At 60.6% G+C, this 14,011-nt stretch carries 15 protein-coding genes; 5 read left to right on the forward strand and 10 right to left on the reverse strand.

The annotated features are described in order from the left end of the window. The first annotated feature begins 103 nt into the window (after positions 1–103). Together AS189_RS16690 and AS189_RS16695 are read left to right on the forward strand one after the other, a co-directional pair. Positions 104–1,051, forward strand: a complete 948-nt coding sequence (locus AS189_RS16690; RefSeq protein WP_062291411.1) for a hypothetical protein — start codon at positions 104–106, stop codon at positions 1,049–1,051. Then, complete coding sequence (locus AS189_RS16695; RefSeq protein WP_062291414.1) at positions 1,039–1,239, forward strand: hypothetical protein; 201 nt, start codon at positions 1,039–1,041, stop codon at positions 1,237–1,239. Before AS189_RS16690 ends, AS189_RS16695 begins: the two co-directional genes overlap by 13 nt. On the opposite strand, the gene lepB is transcribed toward AS189_RS16695, so the two are convergent. Then, complete coding sequence (gene lepB / locus AS189_RS16700) at positions 1,236–1,979, reverse strand: signal peptidase I (RefSeq protein ID WP_160320860.1); 744 nt, start codon at positions 1,977–1,979, stop codon at positions 1,236–1,238. The genes AS189_RS16695 and lepB overlap by 4 nt on opposite strands. Positions 1,980–2,156: 177 nt before the next feature. Between lepB and AS189_RS16705 the strand changes: the two genes are divergently transcribed. Beyond that, positions 2,157–2,753, forward strand: coding sequence for a low molecular weight phosphatase family protein (locus tag AS189_RS16705; RefSeq protein ID WP_272946758.1), 597 nt, complete (start codon positions 2,157–2,159; stop codon positions 2,751–2,753). A gap of 185 nt (positions 2,754–2,938) precedes the next feature. Here the strand turns inward: AS189_RS16705 and AS189_RS16710 are convergent, their stop codons facing one another. The 5 genes from AS189_RS16710 to AS189_RS16730 all read right to left on the reverse strand — a co-directional run bounded on the left by AS189_RS16710 (position 2,939) and on the right by AS189_RS16730 (position 9,411). Continuing rightward, positions 2,939–4,540 carry a polysaccharide biosynthesis tyrosine autokinase gene (locus tag AS189_RS16710; RefSeq protein WP_337589231.1) on the reverse strand — a complete coding sequence of 534 codons (1,602 nt, stop codon included), beginning with the start codon at positions 4,538–4,540 and terminating at the stop codon, positions 2,939–2,941. A 248-nt stretch (positions 4,541–4,788) separates the two neighbouring features. Then, complete coding sequence (locus AS189_RS16715) at positions 4,789–5,964, reverse strand: TIGR01906 family membrane protein (protein ID WP_237759906.1); 1,176 nt, start codon at positions 5,962–5,964, stop codon at positions 4,789–4,791. Positions 5,965–6,029: 65 nt separating this feature from the next. Continuing rightward, positions 6,030–7,025, reverse strand: a complete 996-nt coding sequence (locus AS189_RS16720) for an SGNH/GDSL hydrolase family protein (protein ID WP_237759907.1) — start codon at positions 7,023–7,025, stop codon at positions 6,030–6,032. Positions 7,026–7,121: 96 nt separating this feature from the next. Further along, a complete protein-coding gene (locus AS189_RS16725; protein ID WP_062291429.1) occupies positions 7,122–8,063 on the reverse strand; it encodes a hypothetical protein in 942 nt (313 codons plus the stop codon). A 355-nt stretch (positions 8,064–8,418) separates the two neighbouring features. Then, positions 8,419–9,411, reverse strand: a complete 993-nt coding sequence (locus AS189_RS16730; protein WP_193393492.1) for a stage II sporulation protein M — start codon at positions 9,409–9,411, stop codon at positions 8,419–8,421. Between the two features lie 51 nt (positions 9,412–9,462). Here AS189_RS16730 and AS189_RS16735 point away from each other — a divergent pair, with 51 nt between their 5' ends. After that, on the forward strand, positions 9,463–10,266 hold the full coding sequence (locus tag AS189_RS16735) for an RDD family protein (protein WP_062291433.1): 804 nt from the start codon (positions 9,463–9,465) through the stop codon (positions 10,264–10,266). A 101-nt stretch (positions 10,267–10,367) separates the two neighbouring features. On the opposite strand, the gene AS189_RS16740 is transcribed toward AS189_RS16735, so the two are convergent. The 4 genes from AS189_RS16740 to AS189_RS16755 form a co-directional block, all read right to left on the reverse strand. Then, positions 10,368–11,615, reverse strand: coding sequence for a L,D-transpeptidase (locus AS189_RS16740; protein ID WP_062291436.1), 1,248 nt, complete (start codon positions 11,613–11,615; stop codon positions 10,368–10,370). A 180-nt stretch (positions 11,616–11,795) separates the two neighbouring features. Next, positions 11,796–12,653 (reverse strand): MBL fold metallo-hydrolase, encoded by an 858-nt coding sequence (locus tag AS189_RS16745; RefSeq protein WP_062291439.1) that lies wholly within the window; start codon positions 12,651–12,653, stop codon positions 11,796–11,798. Between the two features lie 51 nt (positions 12,654–12,704). Continuing rightward, a complete protein-coding gene (locus AS189_RS16750; protein WP_062291442.1) occupies positions 12,705–12,884 on the reverse strand; it encodes a Trm112 family protein in 180 nt (59 codons plus the stop codon). A gap of 110 nt (positions 12,885–12,994) precedes the next feature. Next, the gene (locus AS189_RS16755) at positions 12,995–13,396 is read right to left on the reverse strand and encodes a DUF3499 domain-containing protein (RefSeq protein WP_062293934.1); all 402 of its coding nucleotides are present in this window, start codon (positions 13,394–13,396) and stop codon (positions 12,995–12,997) included. 67 nt (positions 13,397–13,463) lie between these two features. On the opposite strand from AS189_RS16755, the gene AS189_RS16760 reads away from it, so the two are divergent. After that, positions 13,464–14,006 carry a metallopeptidase family protein gene (locus AS189_RS16760; protein WP_082634567.1) on the forward strand — a complete coding sequence of 181 codons (543 nt, stop codon included), beginning with the start codon at positions 13,464–13,466 and terminating at the stop codon, positions 14,004–14,006. The last annotated feature ends 5 nt before the right edge of the window (positions 14,007–14,011 follow it).

Raw genomic sequence — 14,011 nt, forward strand, 5'->3', positions numbered from 1 at the left:
CAGCAGCAGGGTTTTGGTGACACCCACGCCACTGACTAAGCTCGAATGCGGCACCCTCCGCCAACCTCTGTGTCCACATCGGACATCAACGAACAGGACCTGCATGTCTCCTCACGCACCGACAGCCTCGAGCGCAGCAACCGTGCCTCTGGCGAACGAATCGCACCACGTCTTGGTGGAAGCGTTGGGTTCGGTGATTGGCGTTGAAGGGCTTTCGGCGGCCGAGGCAAGCGAATTCCGTCAGGCGTGGAGCCGCTGCCTTGCGCTGCCAGAGAGCATTGCGGCAGCTTCGGTACGGAGGATTCCGGGTGATTTTGCGCGGGCCAATGAATCTCTGACCTCCGCCATCACTCTGGCTGCCATTGAGCTTTTGGCCGGCCAGCGAATGATGTTCCATGCCTGTGGCCTGGCCGATCCACTGTCCGGGGCCACCGTGGCTTTCATTGCCCCGTCAGGCACTGGCAAGACCACCGTGGCGCGAACCCTGGGCCCGGGACTGGGCTATGTCAGCGACGAAACCATAGCCGTGGGCTCGGATTTGGGCATTGTTTCCTACCCGAAGCCGCTCTCGGTCAAGCAGCCCGAACCCGGCCGCCCCAAACTCCAACAGGGTCCCGACCATCACGTTTTGGGCGTCACACCGCCGGCCCCGGTTCTAGCGGCCATCACCATTTTGAGCCGGACGCCCCACGATGCCGGCGCGCCTGCTGATGCTGTTTCTGCCTCTGCCTCTGCCTCTGTTGAGGACGTACCGCTGGCGCAGGCCATCGTAGAACTGACCCCACAACTCTCGGCTCTGGCGCGGCTGGATCGTGGGCTGGTGCAATTGTGCACCATGGTTCAAGCGTGTGGGGGCGTCAAGCGGATCCGCTATTCCGAGGCCGCAAGTATTGCCCCGCTACTGCCACAACTGGTTCGCCCGGTTGAGGCTGGCACCCCGGCACAGTGGATGGCGTTGGAGACTACACCTGAATCTGCTAACGCGCGTGCCGGGATGCGACGCACCCGGTGCGGGACGCCATCGACGCGGAGGGCACCGTGCTGTTGCTGATCGATTCCCAGGTTCTGGAACTGGGCCCGCTTGGCGCGTTGGTTTGGGAGTTCGCCAGCGACTGGACCACCCGTGAAGCCATCTTGGGCAAGGTGATCGAGGTGATTGGCGGCCACCCGAGCGCCGATGCCTTGATCGATGAGGCCTTGGCCGAGCTGTTGTCCCGTGGAGTGCTCGAAAACGCCTAGCTGATCTTGCCTATCCGGTTCCACGGCAGAATCTTCATGAAGGCATGCCCGATGACGTTCTCCACCGGGACAAATTTCACGCAATCATCGTTGGCGGGGACGCCGCGACAGGCGAATACGGAATCCTTGGAATTGCCCCGGTTGTCCCCCAGCACCAAGAGCATTCCTTCCGGAACAGTGACGGGCCCAAAACACCGCCTGCTTTTCGGGGTGCTCGCACAGTTCGACGCTACGCCGTCGAACAACAAATCGCCTTGAATGTAGGGTTCCTTCTGAGCCACGCCGTTAACGCTCAGGGTTCCGGCCGCACTGCAGCAATCGACGGTGTCTCCGGGAATGCCAATGACTCGCTTGACCAAGAACTTTTCATGAGACGGTCCGATGCTGCTGACGTCGCCAAAGTAGCGCAACATTTCCTTGGCGGGGCTCCCCGTCGTCGGGGCACCATCCAGCCATGCCTCGTCAGCACTGAAGACCACCACATCGCCCCGTGGTGGGACACCACCGGCATAGGCAGTGCGATTAACCAACATCCTGTCACCGCTATACAAGGTGCCCTGCATGGATCCCGATGGTACTGAATAGACCTTCACAAAAAGAGTCTGCACCAGCACAATGACCACCACAGCTGCCAGTACGTTGAGCAGCAACGATCCGTAGGTACTGCGCCTAAAGGCCCGCCACTTGCCCGTCATTTCGGGGCGACGTGCACCGGGGGCACCTTGCACTGGTTCTGCCATGCTGGAGACTGTTCCTTTGATGTGATGAATGGTGCTGGGCCCGGCAAAAGAAGTCGCCAAAACGCTCACAACGCGGACGAATAGTGCCTTGTTGCTGCACATCACTTTCGACCCAATTCGACTCAATTCGACTCAATTCGACTCAATGAGTATAGCCAAGACCGCTAAGATCGAATGATGATCCGATTGTTGACCGTGTGCACTGGCAATATCTGCCGCTCCCCTTTTGCCGAGAGAATGCTGGCGACCGAACTTGAAAGCCTGCACCCTGGCTTGTTCCTGGTCCACAGCGCTGGCACGGGAGCCATGGTGGGAGACGGCATGGAAGAAGAGTCTGCTGCCCTTCTGGCCTCTTTTGGTGGATCGAGTGAGGGCTTTGCCTCCCGCCAACTGGTCGCGCCGCTGCTCGCGGAATCTGATCTGGTGCTGGCTATGACAGTGGCCCACCGCGATGCCGTCATCCGCATGAGCCCGCGCATGCTTAAGCGGACGTACACGATCGTGGAGCTTGCCAGAATTCTTCGCACCATCCGGCTCTCCGGCACGGACAAGGTAATATGCGGCGGATTGCCCGAGCAAGTCCAGCAACGGTGGGAGCAACTGCCAGCCCTGGCAGCCCTGTTCCGTAGCGAGTCGAGGCCTTCAGAGGCTGGTGACGATGTTGTGGACCCGTACCGAAGGAACACGGCAACTCACCAACAGATGGTCGAGGAGATCTTGCCTGCCGTGGAAGAAATCCTCGCCTTCGAGCGCTGGTACAGCAGCCAGGCGTAGGCCTGCACAGTTCCCGCAGCACCAGACTCAAAGCGCCCTGGCACCCGAGCCCCACACCGACCGCCTGCTCGCTCGCTCGCCGAGTCAGACGGAGAGCCGTCGAGTCAGACGGAGCTCTCCGTCTGACTCGACGGGTCTCCGTCTGACTCGAGGACGCAGCCCTGTCTTGCACTTGCTAGAGACACTTAGCGCTGGCGTGTCATCCGGCGAGTCGGGGGGCCGTCTGCGGGATGCAGCAACAAGTCGAATTCTTGTTCAGCGCTCATTTCCTTCCCTGCACCAGGTCCGCCATTGTTCACGCCTTGCTGGATGCCCTCCGGAGCCGGGGTGGACGCCTGTGTCTTTCGGTTCCGCTTGCCAGCCTTTGCGGCATCGTTTTGCCCGTAGTAGTAGCCCTTGCCGTAGTAGCCGTACCCGGCAGCCTGTCCACCGGTGGTGGGAACTCGGTTCAGCACTGCGCCAAGCAAGGGAGCCTTGACCTTGGCCAGAGTGGCGACAGCCTTTTCCAGCTCGTCAATGGTGGTTTTGCCGGCACCGGCAACGATGAGGGCACCGTCAGTGGACCGGGCCAAGATGGCGGCATCGGTCACGGGCAGCAGCGGAGGAGCATCGATGAGGACAACAGCTTCCTTGGACAGGCGCTCCAGCAGTCGCTTCATGGCCAACGATCCCAGCAGCTCACTGGGGTTCGGCGGAATGCGCCCTGCACCCAAGACAGCCAGGCTGGGGACGGGGCCATAAACCTGCAACACATCATCAAGTTCAGCCTGCCCGCTGAGAATATCTGTCAGGCCACCGCCGCCAGCAAGACCAAAGAAGTCAGCTACAACAGGCCGACGCAGGTCCCCATCGATGAGCACAACCTTTTGACCTGTTGCTGCAATGGTGACGGCCAGGTTCGCTGCGATGGTGGATTTACCTTCGCTGGGAATGGAACTCGTGATGACAATGACGCGCGGCGGGTTATCCACGTTCATGTAATGGAGGTTGGTACGCAGCTCACGCAACGCCTCGGAAATGGCATAGCCTTCCGTAGACGAGTGATCAATGACGGCATTAGCCACCACCCGGCGGCCGTCGCGCATCCTCTCATCCACAGGAATAGTGCCCACCACGGCCGTACCAATAGCCTTTTCAACCATCTCAACTGAACGGATCCTGCGATCCAAATGGTTCCTGATCAAGGCGTAAGCAATACCAATAATGAGACCGGCCAGTGCTCCAATGACTAAGGCCATCTTCTTGTTCGGCGATGTCGGAGCCAGCGGCAACGGAGCGTCGCCCAAGGGCACCACCTTGATGATCGACTCAGCACCAGCTTCCGGCCCTGCGTCTGTGGTCGATTCGAGCACCTTGACCTGCTCCGCTAGGGCAACAACCCAGGCGTTGGCAAGGGCCTGTGCCTCTTGAGGGGTCTGGGCCGTCGCGACAATCTTGACTTCCGGAGTGTCCTTGGCCGATGTCACCGTGATCTGCTGGAGCAGCACATCAGGTTTGACATCTAAGTTCAAAGTCTTGATAACGGACTCGGCAACAGGCCGTGAGCTGCCAAAGCTGGCATAGCTGGTGGCCTTGGACTTGGCCAAGTTGTCCCCTGCCAAGGCAGACCCCATATTGTCGCCGCCGGGTATGGACACATACCCAATGGAATTGGCCGCATAAACCGGCTTTTGCAGGAAAATCCATCCTGCACTACACAGAATGCCGATGAGCGTTAGCGCAACAACCCCCAACCAATGTTGCCTAAAAACCCGTACATAGTCCCGTACGTCCAGAGACTTCTCCACGGTTACTAATTGCTCGTCTTCCAAAACTATCCAAACTCTCGGTTATTCCCCATTGCCAAGAAGCACAGCAAAAAGATAAAATGCAATTTTCATTCAAACACATGCCCCAAGGAGGAGCAAAAAAGCCTCTCAGTGTCTCGGTTTTCGGTTTCTCGCCGGAACTGCTCTCGCTACAACGACGGCGGCCAACCCGGCCGCCGTCGTGCATGATCAGTAATCTTGAGCGCAGTGAATCCCTGCGTGAAAACTTAAGCGGCGCGCCTGCCCGGACGCATGGCGGCAGACACAGCCACGCGCCGATCTTTAGTGGGCCACGTGAACGCCAAGGTCAAAGATGAGACCACGAAGACGAAGGCGCCTATGAAGATGCCAGAATCCATCCAGAACTGACTCGGGAAGAGCCGGATGAGGGTGTCGTCGGTGTAGAAGGTCCACGTCCCATTGGCGAAGAAGATCTTATGGAACTCGGTGAAGAACGCTTCCCACCCGGTGACTGCGAAGATGCCCAGGACAATGATGAGCGCCAAGGTGACAATGGAGCCGGCGAAGAAGGCCCGGCGATTGCCGCCAAAGCTGCGGCGCGAAAGGTAAACCATACCGATGACCATGATGATCGCCAGCACGAGCGCGGTCAGGAACGCCATGACAATGACGGTCTTGACATCGGCCATGTGAACTACTTCCCTGCTCAGGAACAGCGGATTACCCGCCGAATTGACCAGGTCCCCCAAGTACCGTGGCGAGGCAAAGTTGAGCAGGTAGTCAACCGTGTAGGAGCCGTATGTAATGCGATCGTCAGTGGTGAAACCAAAGCTGTCAGAGGGGAACCCCGGACGGTGGTATTCAATCCACAAGAAGGTTGAAGTGGTGACCAGTCTGATGGCTAACACCAACAGCACGATCGGGTAGAACACGGCAATCAACACCTGGAACACGCGCGGCAGTACCGGCTTGGTGTTCGCTGCCTTGTCTCTGGCCGCCTTGCGCTTGGCCAGCTCCTCGGCAGAGGGACGCATGGCTGCGCTGTCCTCAGCAGACTCCGTATTTACGGCGGCGTCGGCTGGCTCGGCAACGCTCACTGTGCCAGTTTTTCCCGCTGCTTTTCCTGTTTCAGCATCGGAAACGCTCTTGGCCAATGCCGAGGCAATTTCCTCATCGCTGGGGAGTCGTGGCATCCTCGAGGCCGGACGCATGGGTTCCGGATGAGCCGATTCCTCCAGTTTGATCTTGGAGACGGAACTCTCGGCAACGGGTGCCGCCGCCCGCCGAGCACGCGCCTTTTCAGCCGCGGCAGCGTCGGCGCCAGCAGCGGCCTCGGACTGTACGCGCGCCAAAAGGCCGTGCTGTGCCGGACCCGCGGGCGCCGGCTCGCTGGCCGGCTGATCGAGGGTCTCTGAGTCTTGGGGCTTTGAATTCTCGCTCACAAGTCGAAACGATACCGGCACGCGGCCATGCCCGGCGGCTGCCACCCCGTGATGATGCCAAACTGTCATCTAGGATGGGCCTCTTGGTCATTTCCTCGTCCAACCAGTGGTGGCACCGGATTCCCAAAAATCGGTGCCGGGGTGGTCAGTGGAACAGCGTGGAGTGGTGCCGGAACAGGTCGCTTGGCCCCAAAGCCGCCGTTTGGAGACTCATGGCGAATGCCCCTCAACACAAACGGCACCAGGTAATCCCGGGCCCACAGGATCTCACCCACCCTTGCCTCGCGCCAGCTCTTCGCCGGGAGTGGTTTAGGCGTCAGTGGCACCAGTGAATGTGGCACATTAAGGGTGTTCAGCACCATGGCGGCCACCTCATGGTGACCCATGGCGGAGGGGTGCAGCCGGTCCACGCTCCACATGCGCGAATCGTGCAGTTGAGTCATGGCCCACAGATCCGCGATCAGTGCGTCGTGGTGTTCGGCGATGCTGCGCATATTTTCGTTGAAGATGGCAATCTTGGTCCGGAACTGACCCATCACGGTGGACCTGCCCGCGTCGGGACCAGCAAAAATCACCACTGTCACCCCTTGCGAGCGCAGGCGCACAACGGCACTCTCAAGCAATGCCGCGAGTTTGTCCGGGTCTGCCCCCGGATGCAGCAAGTTGTTTCCGCCGGCCTGGATGGAGACCAGATCAGGGTTGAGAGCAAGCGCTGGAGTTATCTGGGTACCCACGACCTCCTGAAGCAGCTGCCCCCTGACGGCCAAGTTGGCATAGGCAAAATCAGGCACTCCGGTACTCAGCTCTTCCGCCACCCTGTCTGCCCAGCCCCGGTATTCGCCCGGGCTGCGTGGCTCGGGATCGTCCAGTCCCTCTGTGAAGGAATCCCCCACCGCAACGAATCGGCGCCAGGGGTGCGGTGGAGCCGGAGGCGTATGACCGTTCGCGGCCAATGCAGTCAGATTTGTGCCATCAGCTACCGACGGGGGCACAAAATCTACCCCCGAGGGCACAGGAGGTCTCTGACCCTCCATGTCCCGGGGTGCAGCTTCAAGTCCCATGACCCCATACTTCACCCCAGGCGTGAAACTTGTAAGGGGCAGGAGGTCCCCTCCCCTTTTAAACAGCGGCTGATTCGATTCCCACAGCCGGGCCGGCTACCCCAGCCATCCCTGCTGGCGCAGCGCCTGTTTGAACATTTCAACGACATGGGCCTCACCCCTGCGCATGTCCGCGTTGTAAACCTTGACCTGTAGCCAGCCGCGGACGGCGGTCCGCTCGTCCCGGTTCCGGTCATACAACTGTTTCTGCGTGGTCTTGTGGATTTCACCTTCGTACTGGCCGCTGGTCTTGTACTCCCCCCACGCCAAATCAGGCCAGACCTCCGGATCGCCCGCGATAGCGTAGTTGGTGGTGAACTCAGGCAAGCCACCACGCTGCAGCAGGAGGCGAAGCTTTGTTTCCGGCGGCGAATCCACGCCAACGCGCATTAATTCCAGAGCGGCCTTGGCCTTCCCTAGACCTCGGATGTTGTGCTTGTTTAGCACGTAGGCCCGGAGGTCCTCGGCCGAGATGATCGGGCGTTTGGGCGGTTCGAAGGGCCTGTCGTGTTCGCAGATCAGGAAGTCTGCCACAGCCACCAGATCGTCCAGGCCCAGCAAGGCACTGAGATCCAGGAATGTCCGTTCTGGAGTAGTTACCGGGATGCCCTCGATGAGCATGCTCTCGCAGGAGGCCAAAGCATTGCTGTGGCCAATCACGTTTTTGCGCCGCGGCTGTGCACAGCCTGCCGGCCGCGTCAGGTGAATGGTCTTGATTTCATGGTCAAACCACGGCAGCGGGATGCCGTGCAGTTGCGCGGCAGTGACATGGGATGCGCAGCTTTCACGGCATAAAACGGTGTAGGGGTGTACGCGCTCGAGCAAACTTTGCGGTTGTCCGCGTGGCACACGCACTTCCCTGCTGGGAATGGTCAGGTCCAGCGCCGTCAACCTGCTCAGCGTGGCACCGGCATCCAGTCCTTCCTTGTAAGTGAAGGAGCGCCGTGCCAGGGTCCCGGGAAGTGGTGGACGTACAACCATGACTAAAGTCTGGTTCATAGTCTCCTTTGCTGCCCGGAGTTATCCACAGGCCGGAGGGATTCGACGCCTGAGCTGCAATCGAAACCGCAGCTAATGGGGGTGCAGCAGCCGGCTGTGATTCCAAATCGCAGGTAAACGGGGTCCCAGAGGCTCGCACCCCCTTTATCTGCCAATTGGAATTGAGAAGAAGGCAAATGGCGGCTCTCACCCCCTTTATCTGCTGTTTCGATGTCCGGTGGCTGGAGAAAATCGCAGCAGCCACTGTTTCACATTCAGAATCGCCCCAGTCAAGCCGGAACCGGGACGGGCATGGAGAATCTGACAGTGCAGCGCCCGGGTGTCATTGTCAGCCAAAGTGACCACGGCGAACGGCTCAGGCTGAGCGGAGCCAGGCTCCGGCGTCGTCCTCGTGAAGATCGCCCTGCTCACCGGCACGCACGGCACGGCCACCCAAGATCAAGGTGTAGGCCCAGTAGGCGGCCAGAACGAGCGCGCCAATGGTGATCTTGGCCCAGACGGGGAGCGGGCTTGGCGTAACAAAGCCCTCCACGAGCCCCGAGACCAACAGCACCAGGACCAAGCCCAGAGCCACGGTCATGAGTGATCGGCCCTCGAGAGCCAAAGAATCCAGGCGCGTGCGGGGCCCCGGGCTCACCCAGGCCCAGAAAATGCGCAGGCCAGCCGCGGCCGCAATGAAGATGGCCGTCAGCTCCATGAGCCCGTGCGGGAGGATGTAGCTGAAGAAGACATCGCCCTTGCCGTAGGCGAACATGGCCCCGGCGGTCATGCCCACATTTTCGGCGTTCATGAAGATTTGGTAGGGCACAAAGACGCCGGTGATGCCGAAAGCCACGCATTGGGCGGCGATCCAGGCATTGTTGGTCCAGACCGCGCCGGCAAAGGATGCGGCTGGATTTTCCGAGTAATAGTTCACGAAATCGTGGTTGACCAGCTGCTGTAGTTCCGCATCTGTGCCCAAAGCCGCCTGGACGTCCGGGTTCCCCGTCACCCACAAGGCAAAAAGGGATGCGATGGCAATGAACACGGCCCCGATGATGAGCGTCAGCCAGCGGATCCGGTAAAAGGCAGCCGGTAAAGCTATGACAAAGAACCGGGCAATGTCTACGAAGATGTTGCTCCGGGCCCCCGTGAACCGTGTGCGGGCATTGGCCAGAATGGCTGACAGTGATGCGGAAAGCGCACTCTCGGCCGTCACGGAGCGGATCAGCGACAAATGCCCAGAGACACTTTGGTACAGCTGCAGCAGCTCATCTGCCTCATTCCCGCTTAGACGCCGCTTCCGGGCAAGAGTGTTCAGCCGTTCCCATTGCGGGCGGTGCACCGAGGTGAAGGCATCCATATCCATTCGAACCAGCATATAGGCATAGGTGTGCATGGGCGTGGATAGACTGTTTTCATGTCCGCAATTATCACTGGCGAAGCCGTCGTCCTCGAGCTTCGCCCAGCTTCCTTTGCCGCACGGTCCGTGGCGACCGCTATTGACCTGTTCGTGACCCTAGCAGTGGGTTTTGGCCTATTCCTGCTGCTGTTCCAGCTGGCATTCATGCTGGACCCGGCGGCAATCCGCGTCATGGTTCTGACGACGATCGTGGGCCTGCTGGTGATTGTCCCCGTCACCGTGGAGACCCTCAGCCGTGGAAAGTCTTTGGGCAAGCTCGCCATGGGCCTGCGGATAGTGAGGGACGACGGCGGTTCCATCCGTTTCCGGCATGCCCTAGTCCGCGCGATGCTGGCCGTGCTGGAAATTTACATGACGCTGGGTTCCATTGCCTGCCTGGTGTCCTTGTTCAATGACAAGTCCAAGCGGCTCGGCGACATGTTGGCCGGCACCTACGCCATCAGAGACCGCGCACCAAAGGCAACTCCGCTGCAGGTTTCTGTGGCCCCTGAACTGGGACAGTGGGCCACCTTGGTGGACATTGGCCGGCTTCCTGATCCGCTGGCCCGGCGCATCTCCATGTTCCTGCGGCAGGGACAGGCCATGGCCGGCAACTCCCGCTATGCCATGGCCGTGGAACTGGCCAGTGAAGCCAGCGCGTACGTGGCCCCGCTGCCAGCGCCTGACACCGATCCAAGCGTTTTTCTCTCAGCCCTCATCTCCGAGCGCCGCGATCGCGAACACCTCCGCATGGGCGTTGCCGCGGACCGCGCAGCTGCCGTACGCGGCCAGCTGGAGCGTCACGGCGTGAGCGGAAAGTAACTTCCTAGCCGCCAGTCATCTGGCTGTTTTTAGCTGCTAGCGGCTGGCGGATGCGGCGGCCAACTGGCGGCTGGAGGATGCGGCGGCTGCCGGCCAACGTGCTACCGCGAGGCGTAGTCGGCGAACGCGAAGTTCCAGTCGCCAAAGCCGTCGGTGGGCAGGATCGTGTCATTGGGTGTACCGACAGTGTGAACCAGGTCCCCGGGACGCATGTTCTCAAAGACCCAGCCTGCACCCTCATGGGAGAGCCCAATGCAACCGTGGGACAGGTTGGTGATGCCGAGGTAAGGAATGGCGAAGGCAGTAGCCTCGTGGATGAAGATACCGCTGTTGGAGAGCCTCGTGGCATATTCCACATCTACGGAACCGTAGTCGCCGGGATCACCAGGCTTGAGGCCGATGGTTGAGGCCTTGAAGGTGGCGTGGCGCTGTTTGTCAGCGGTGAGCACCATGAACCCCGATGCCGAGGGGAAGGTCTCGCTGCCCATCGATGCCGGGAAAGTTTTGCTCAGCTGGTCGTTGACAAAGATGTTCACGAACTTGTTAGTGGCGTCTGCTTCCATGACGACTTTGTTGCCAATGTTGACCCCATAGGCCCTATTGGCGTTGTAGATCATGCCGTTGCCAATGTCGGTGCCGAAGAGCGCCATGTTCACCGTGAGCTTGCTGTTGGCAGGCCAGTATGTTTCTGCCCGATAGCGCACCATGGTGTCCGAGTACCAGCGGAAGGCACCTTTTTGGCCGGTGCTGGTGGTGATGGTGATGGCCTTCTCAACGGCTTCCTTGTTCACGACCGGCTCGCTGAAGTTGAACTCGAGCGGCTGGGCAACGCCCACCGTGGAATCGGCGGCCGGGTACACCCAGGCGTCAGCCTCGTGGGACGCCGCAACTGTGGAGAAGGCACTGTGGCTGGTGTTCTTGTTGCCGCCGGCGTCTTCGGAGGTGATGCTCAGGATGTAGTCGGTGCCAAACTTGAGAGGTTCTTTGGAAATCCATTTACGACCGCTGACCACCAGTTCGCCGGCAACGGGAGTTCCTGTGGCTTTTTCTTCCAGAACGGCCTTGGCCACCGTGCCGTTGGTGACCATGGCGGAGACTTCTGTGGCCGGGTTGAATGCTTCTGTGCCGGTGGCTGGCGTCATGTCCGTGGTGGCTGGTGTGGCCTGCACGGTGGAGGGCGCGGCGGTGGCGCCAGCGGACTCCGTGCCTTGCGAACCTGCACCGGGAGCAGTCTCCGCCGGCAGGATGTTACAACCGGCACCGGTGATGGCTATGCCAACTGCGACAAGTGAGATCAAGGCAATCCGCAATCCCCCGCGGGCCTTCTTGGTCTCTTTCAACTCAGCCATGCAAACTCCCCATTCGGTGGACTTATCCCCAGGTCACTGTGACGGCGCAAACTACACCAATAATGAATTTTACGCCACCATGGCCCAGCTCCCTGCCACCACCAAGGCAAGTCGTCATGGTGTTATGGGGTTGTTACTGACCGGACACCCTCTGCAACATGGGGGTTACGCCCGTGAGAGTCAACGGCGAAGATAAGCCAATTGTGCCGCGACGGAGAGCTGCGCGGCGCCTTGCAGGTTCTCCGGGATGTCCCCATACACAATGGCCGCGACCTGGGCTGGCGTGGGCTCCGCGATACCGTCCTTGTGTAAAAGTTCGACGGCGTGAGCCACCTCTGCGATCCGGCCAGCCCGGTGTTCTTCATAGCCCCGGGCCGCCGCGGCGATATCGTCCAGCACCGGCCCATGCCCGGGCAAAGCCGCAACCTGGCGCCCAGGGGCGTTACTTCCGCGGTTGCGCAGGAGTGCCAAGGACGCGAGGTAGTCCCCCAGCTTGCCCCCTGGGTGGCAAATCACGGTGCTGCCGCTGCCAAGAATGGTATCGCCGGTGAAAATCACGGCTTCAGGATCGGCTTTTGTGACGGATTCAGAGGCGGCTTCAGTGTTAGCAAAAGGTCCGCCCGACTCCCCCAGGGTCACGGCAAAACACAGTGAGTCGCTGGTATGTCCGGGCGTGGCGAGCACCTCAAGGGTGAGGCCGCCCGCGTGGATGAGTTCGCCGTCGTACAGGGCATCAGCACCGTGGCAGAATTCCGGCAAGGCCGCCCGTACTGGCGCGCCGGTGAGCTCATGGAGCCGGGCACTGCCATCGGTGTGGTCGCCGTGATGGTGAGTGATCAGGATCAGCTCAACCGCGCCGGCAGCAGCCAAGTCAGCAAGATGATCTTCCAGCAGCGGACCGGGGTCAACCACCACCACGCCGCGCGCCCCGGGGGCGGCAAGAACGTAAGAGTTGGTCCCGTCAAGGGTCATGGGGCCGGGATTCGCAGCCCGCCTGCGCCGCACCATGGTGCCGATGGTTTCCCAGACAGCGTTCATTTCCGCCCCCTCTGTCTAATGATGTTGTTCAGCGGCGTTGGCTGGTGGCGCCTAAGCAGTAATTTGTTCGGGCCGAAGCAGCAGTGCGATGCCTTCATCGATACGGTAGTGCAGCGCCACGCCGTCTTCGCCGTTGACGGTGCTGATCAGTTCCTCGCCGTGCTGGGCCAACGGCGAACCCGTGACCGGGCACCGCAGTATTGCCAACAGGGCCTCGTTAATCTTTGCCATGATCTCCCATTTCATTCACGGTGTGTCAAAAAGAGTCAAAATGCGTCAAACGTGTGGCGATTGCACCCGGCGAACCTGGTGTGCCGGATCTGGCCGGCGTGCCGGAGGTGCTAGTCGCGCAGTATGCGAAGGTGTCCGCGGCGGCCGGTGCTGCTGGCGTTGGAGGGCAGCTGCGCCGGCGGTTCCAGCGTGCCACGGTATTCTCGCCGTGCCGAGGTAACCCCAGAGTCGTCGGTGCCTGCGTTCGCAGCTTCCCTAACGGCATCGGCCAGAGCAGACAGGTCATCCGGACCAGGTGCTGGCGGCTTATCCGATCGTGCCAGATGGATGACGTTCCAGCCCAGCGGGGCCGTCAATCGAGCGGAGTGTTTGGCGCACAAGTCGTAGCAATGAGGTTCGGCGAAAGTTGCCAGTGGCCCCAAAACCGCCGTCGAATCGGCATAGACGTACGTCAAAGTGGCCACGGCCGTTTCCCGGCAGGCTGATCTGGTGCATTGACGAAGGGTTCCCACGATCCCCAAGACTACCCCTCATGCCGCCTTATTTCCCCTCGGCTGCCCCGCGCCCTAGAGTGAAATGATGCAGTTCAAGGCAAATGACGGCGAACAGTCCCTAAGAATCTCACTGGATCCCCAAGAATCTGATCCGGCCCGGGAAGAAAATCCTGCGGCTCGCAGCTTCGTTGCGCGCCGTCGTGACAGGCACGGGCGGGGTTTACGTGGGCCGGTGCTCGACGCGGGGCTGCCGGGCTCAAGGACCCGTGGGCAGAAATTTGATGACCTCGTGGTGGACTCCGCCGATAGGTTGCGCACCTTGTGGCCCGAAGCGTTAGCAACCGTGGAATACCTCGTCGAAGAGGTTCCCGAACGGCTTGAGGCGCTTCTAGCATCCGGCGCCCAGGCTCCCTTGGGAAAATATGTGCCTGCCCGCCCGGCCACTGCCGGGAACTTGGGCGAACCAGCCTCCATTGCCATTTACCGGCACCCGGTGGAAGCCCTCTGTGACAATGCCGGACAAGTCCGGGAACTGGTTCATGAAGTGCTCGTGGAACAAGTGGCCGGGCTCCTGAACATTGATCCGGACTCAGTAGACCCGTTGTTCCGGCACCACCGAGGTCACTAGGTTAC

This window comes from Arthrobacter alpinus, from assembly GCF_001445575.1.
In the GTDB taxonomy this organism is placed as follows: Bacteria; Actinomycetota; Actinomycetes; order Actinomycetales; family Micrococcaceae; genus Specibacter; species Specibacter alpinus_C.

What these genes read in the sequence shown, in the direction of transcription:
- AS189_RS16760 (WP_082634567.1), top strand. Translation starts at nt 13,464, where the DNA reads ATGCAGTTCAAGGCAAATGACGGCGAACAGTCCCTAAGAATCTCACTG.
- AS189_RS16740 (WP_062291436.1), bottom strand. Translation starts at nt 11,615, where the DNA reads ATGGCTGAGTTGAAAGAGACCAAGAAGGCCCGCGGGGGATTGCGGATT.
- AS189_RS16720 (WP_237759907.1), bottom strand. Translation starts at nt 7,025, where the DNA reads ATGGGACTTGAAGCTGCACCCCGGGACATGGAGGGTCAGAGACCTCCT.
- AS189_RS16750 (WP_062291442.1), bottom strand. Translation starts at nt 12,884, where the DNA reads ATGGCAAAGATTAACGAGGCCCTGTTGGCAATACTGCGGTGCCCGGTC.
- AS189_RS16730 (WP_193393492.1), bottom strand. Translation starts at nt 9,411, where the DNA reads ATGGATATGGATGCCTTCACCTCGGTGCACCGCCCGCAATGGGAACGG.
- AS189_RS16735 (WP_062291433.1), top strand. Translation starts at nt 9,463, where the DNA reads ATGTCCGCAATTATCACTGGCGAAGCCGTCGTCCTCGAGCTTCGCCCA.
- lepB (WP_160320860.1), bottom strand. Translation starts at nt 1,979, where the DNA reads ATGGCAGAACCAGTGCAAGGTGCCCCCGGTGCACGTCGCCCCGAAATG.
- AS189_RS16745 (WP_062291439.1), bottom strand. Translation starts at nt 12,653, where the DNA reads ATGAACGCTGTCTGGGAAACCATCGGCACCATGGTGCGGCGCAGGCGG.
- AS189_RS16705 (WP_272946758.1), top strand. Translation starts at nt 2,157, where the DNA reads ATGATCCGATTGTTGACCGTGTGCACTGGCAATATCTGCCGCTCCCCT.
- AS189_RS16690 (WP_062291411.1), top strand. Translation starts at nt 104, where the DNA reads ATGTCTCCTCACGCACCGACAGCCTCGAGCGCAGCAACCGTGCCTCTG.
- AS189_RS16725 (WP_062291429.1), bottom strand. Translation starts at nt 8,063, where the DNA reads ATGAACCAGACTTTAGTCATGGTTGTACGTCCACCACTTCCCGGGACC.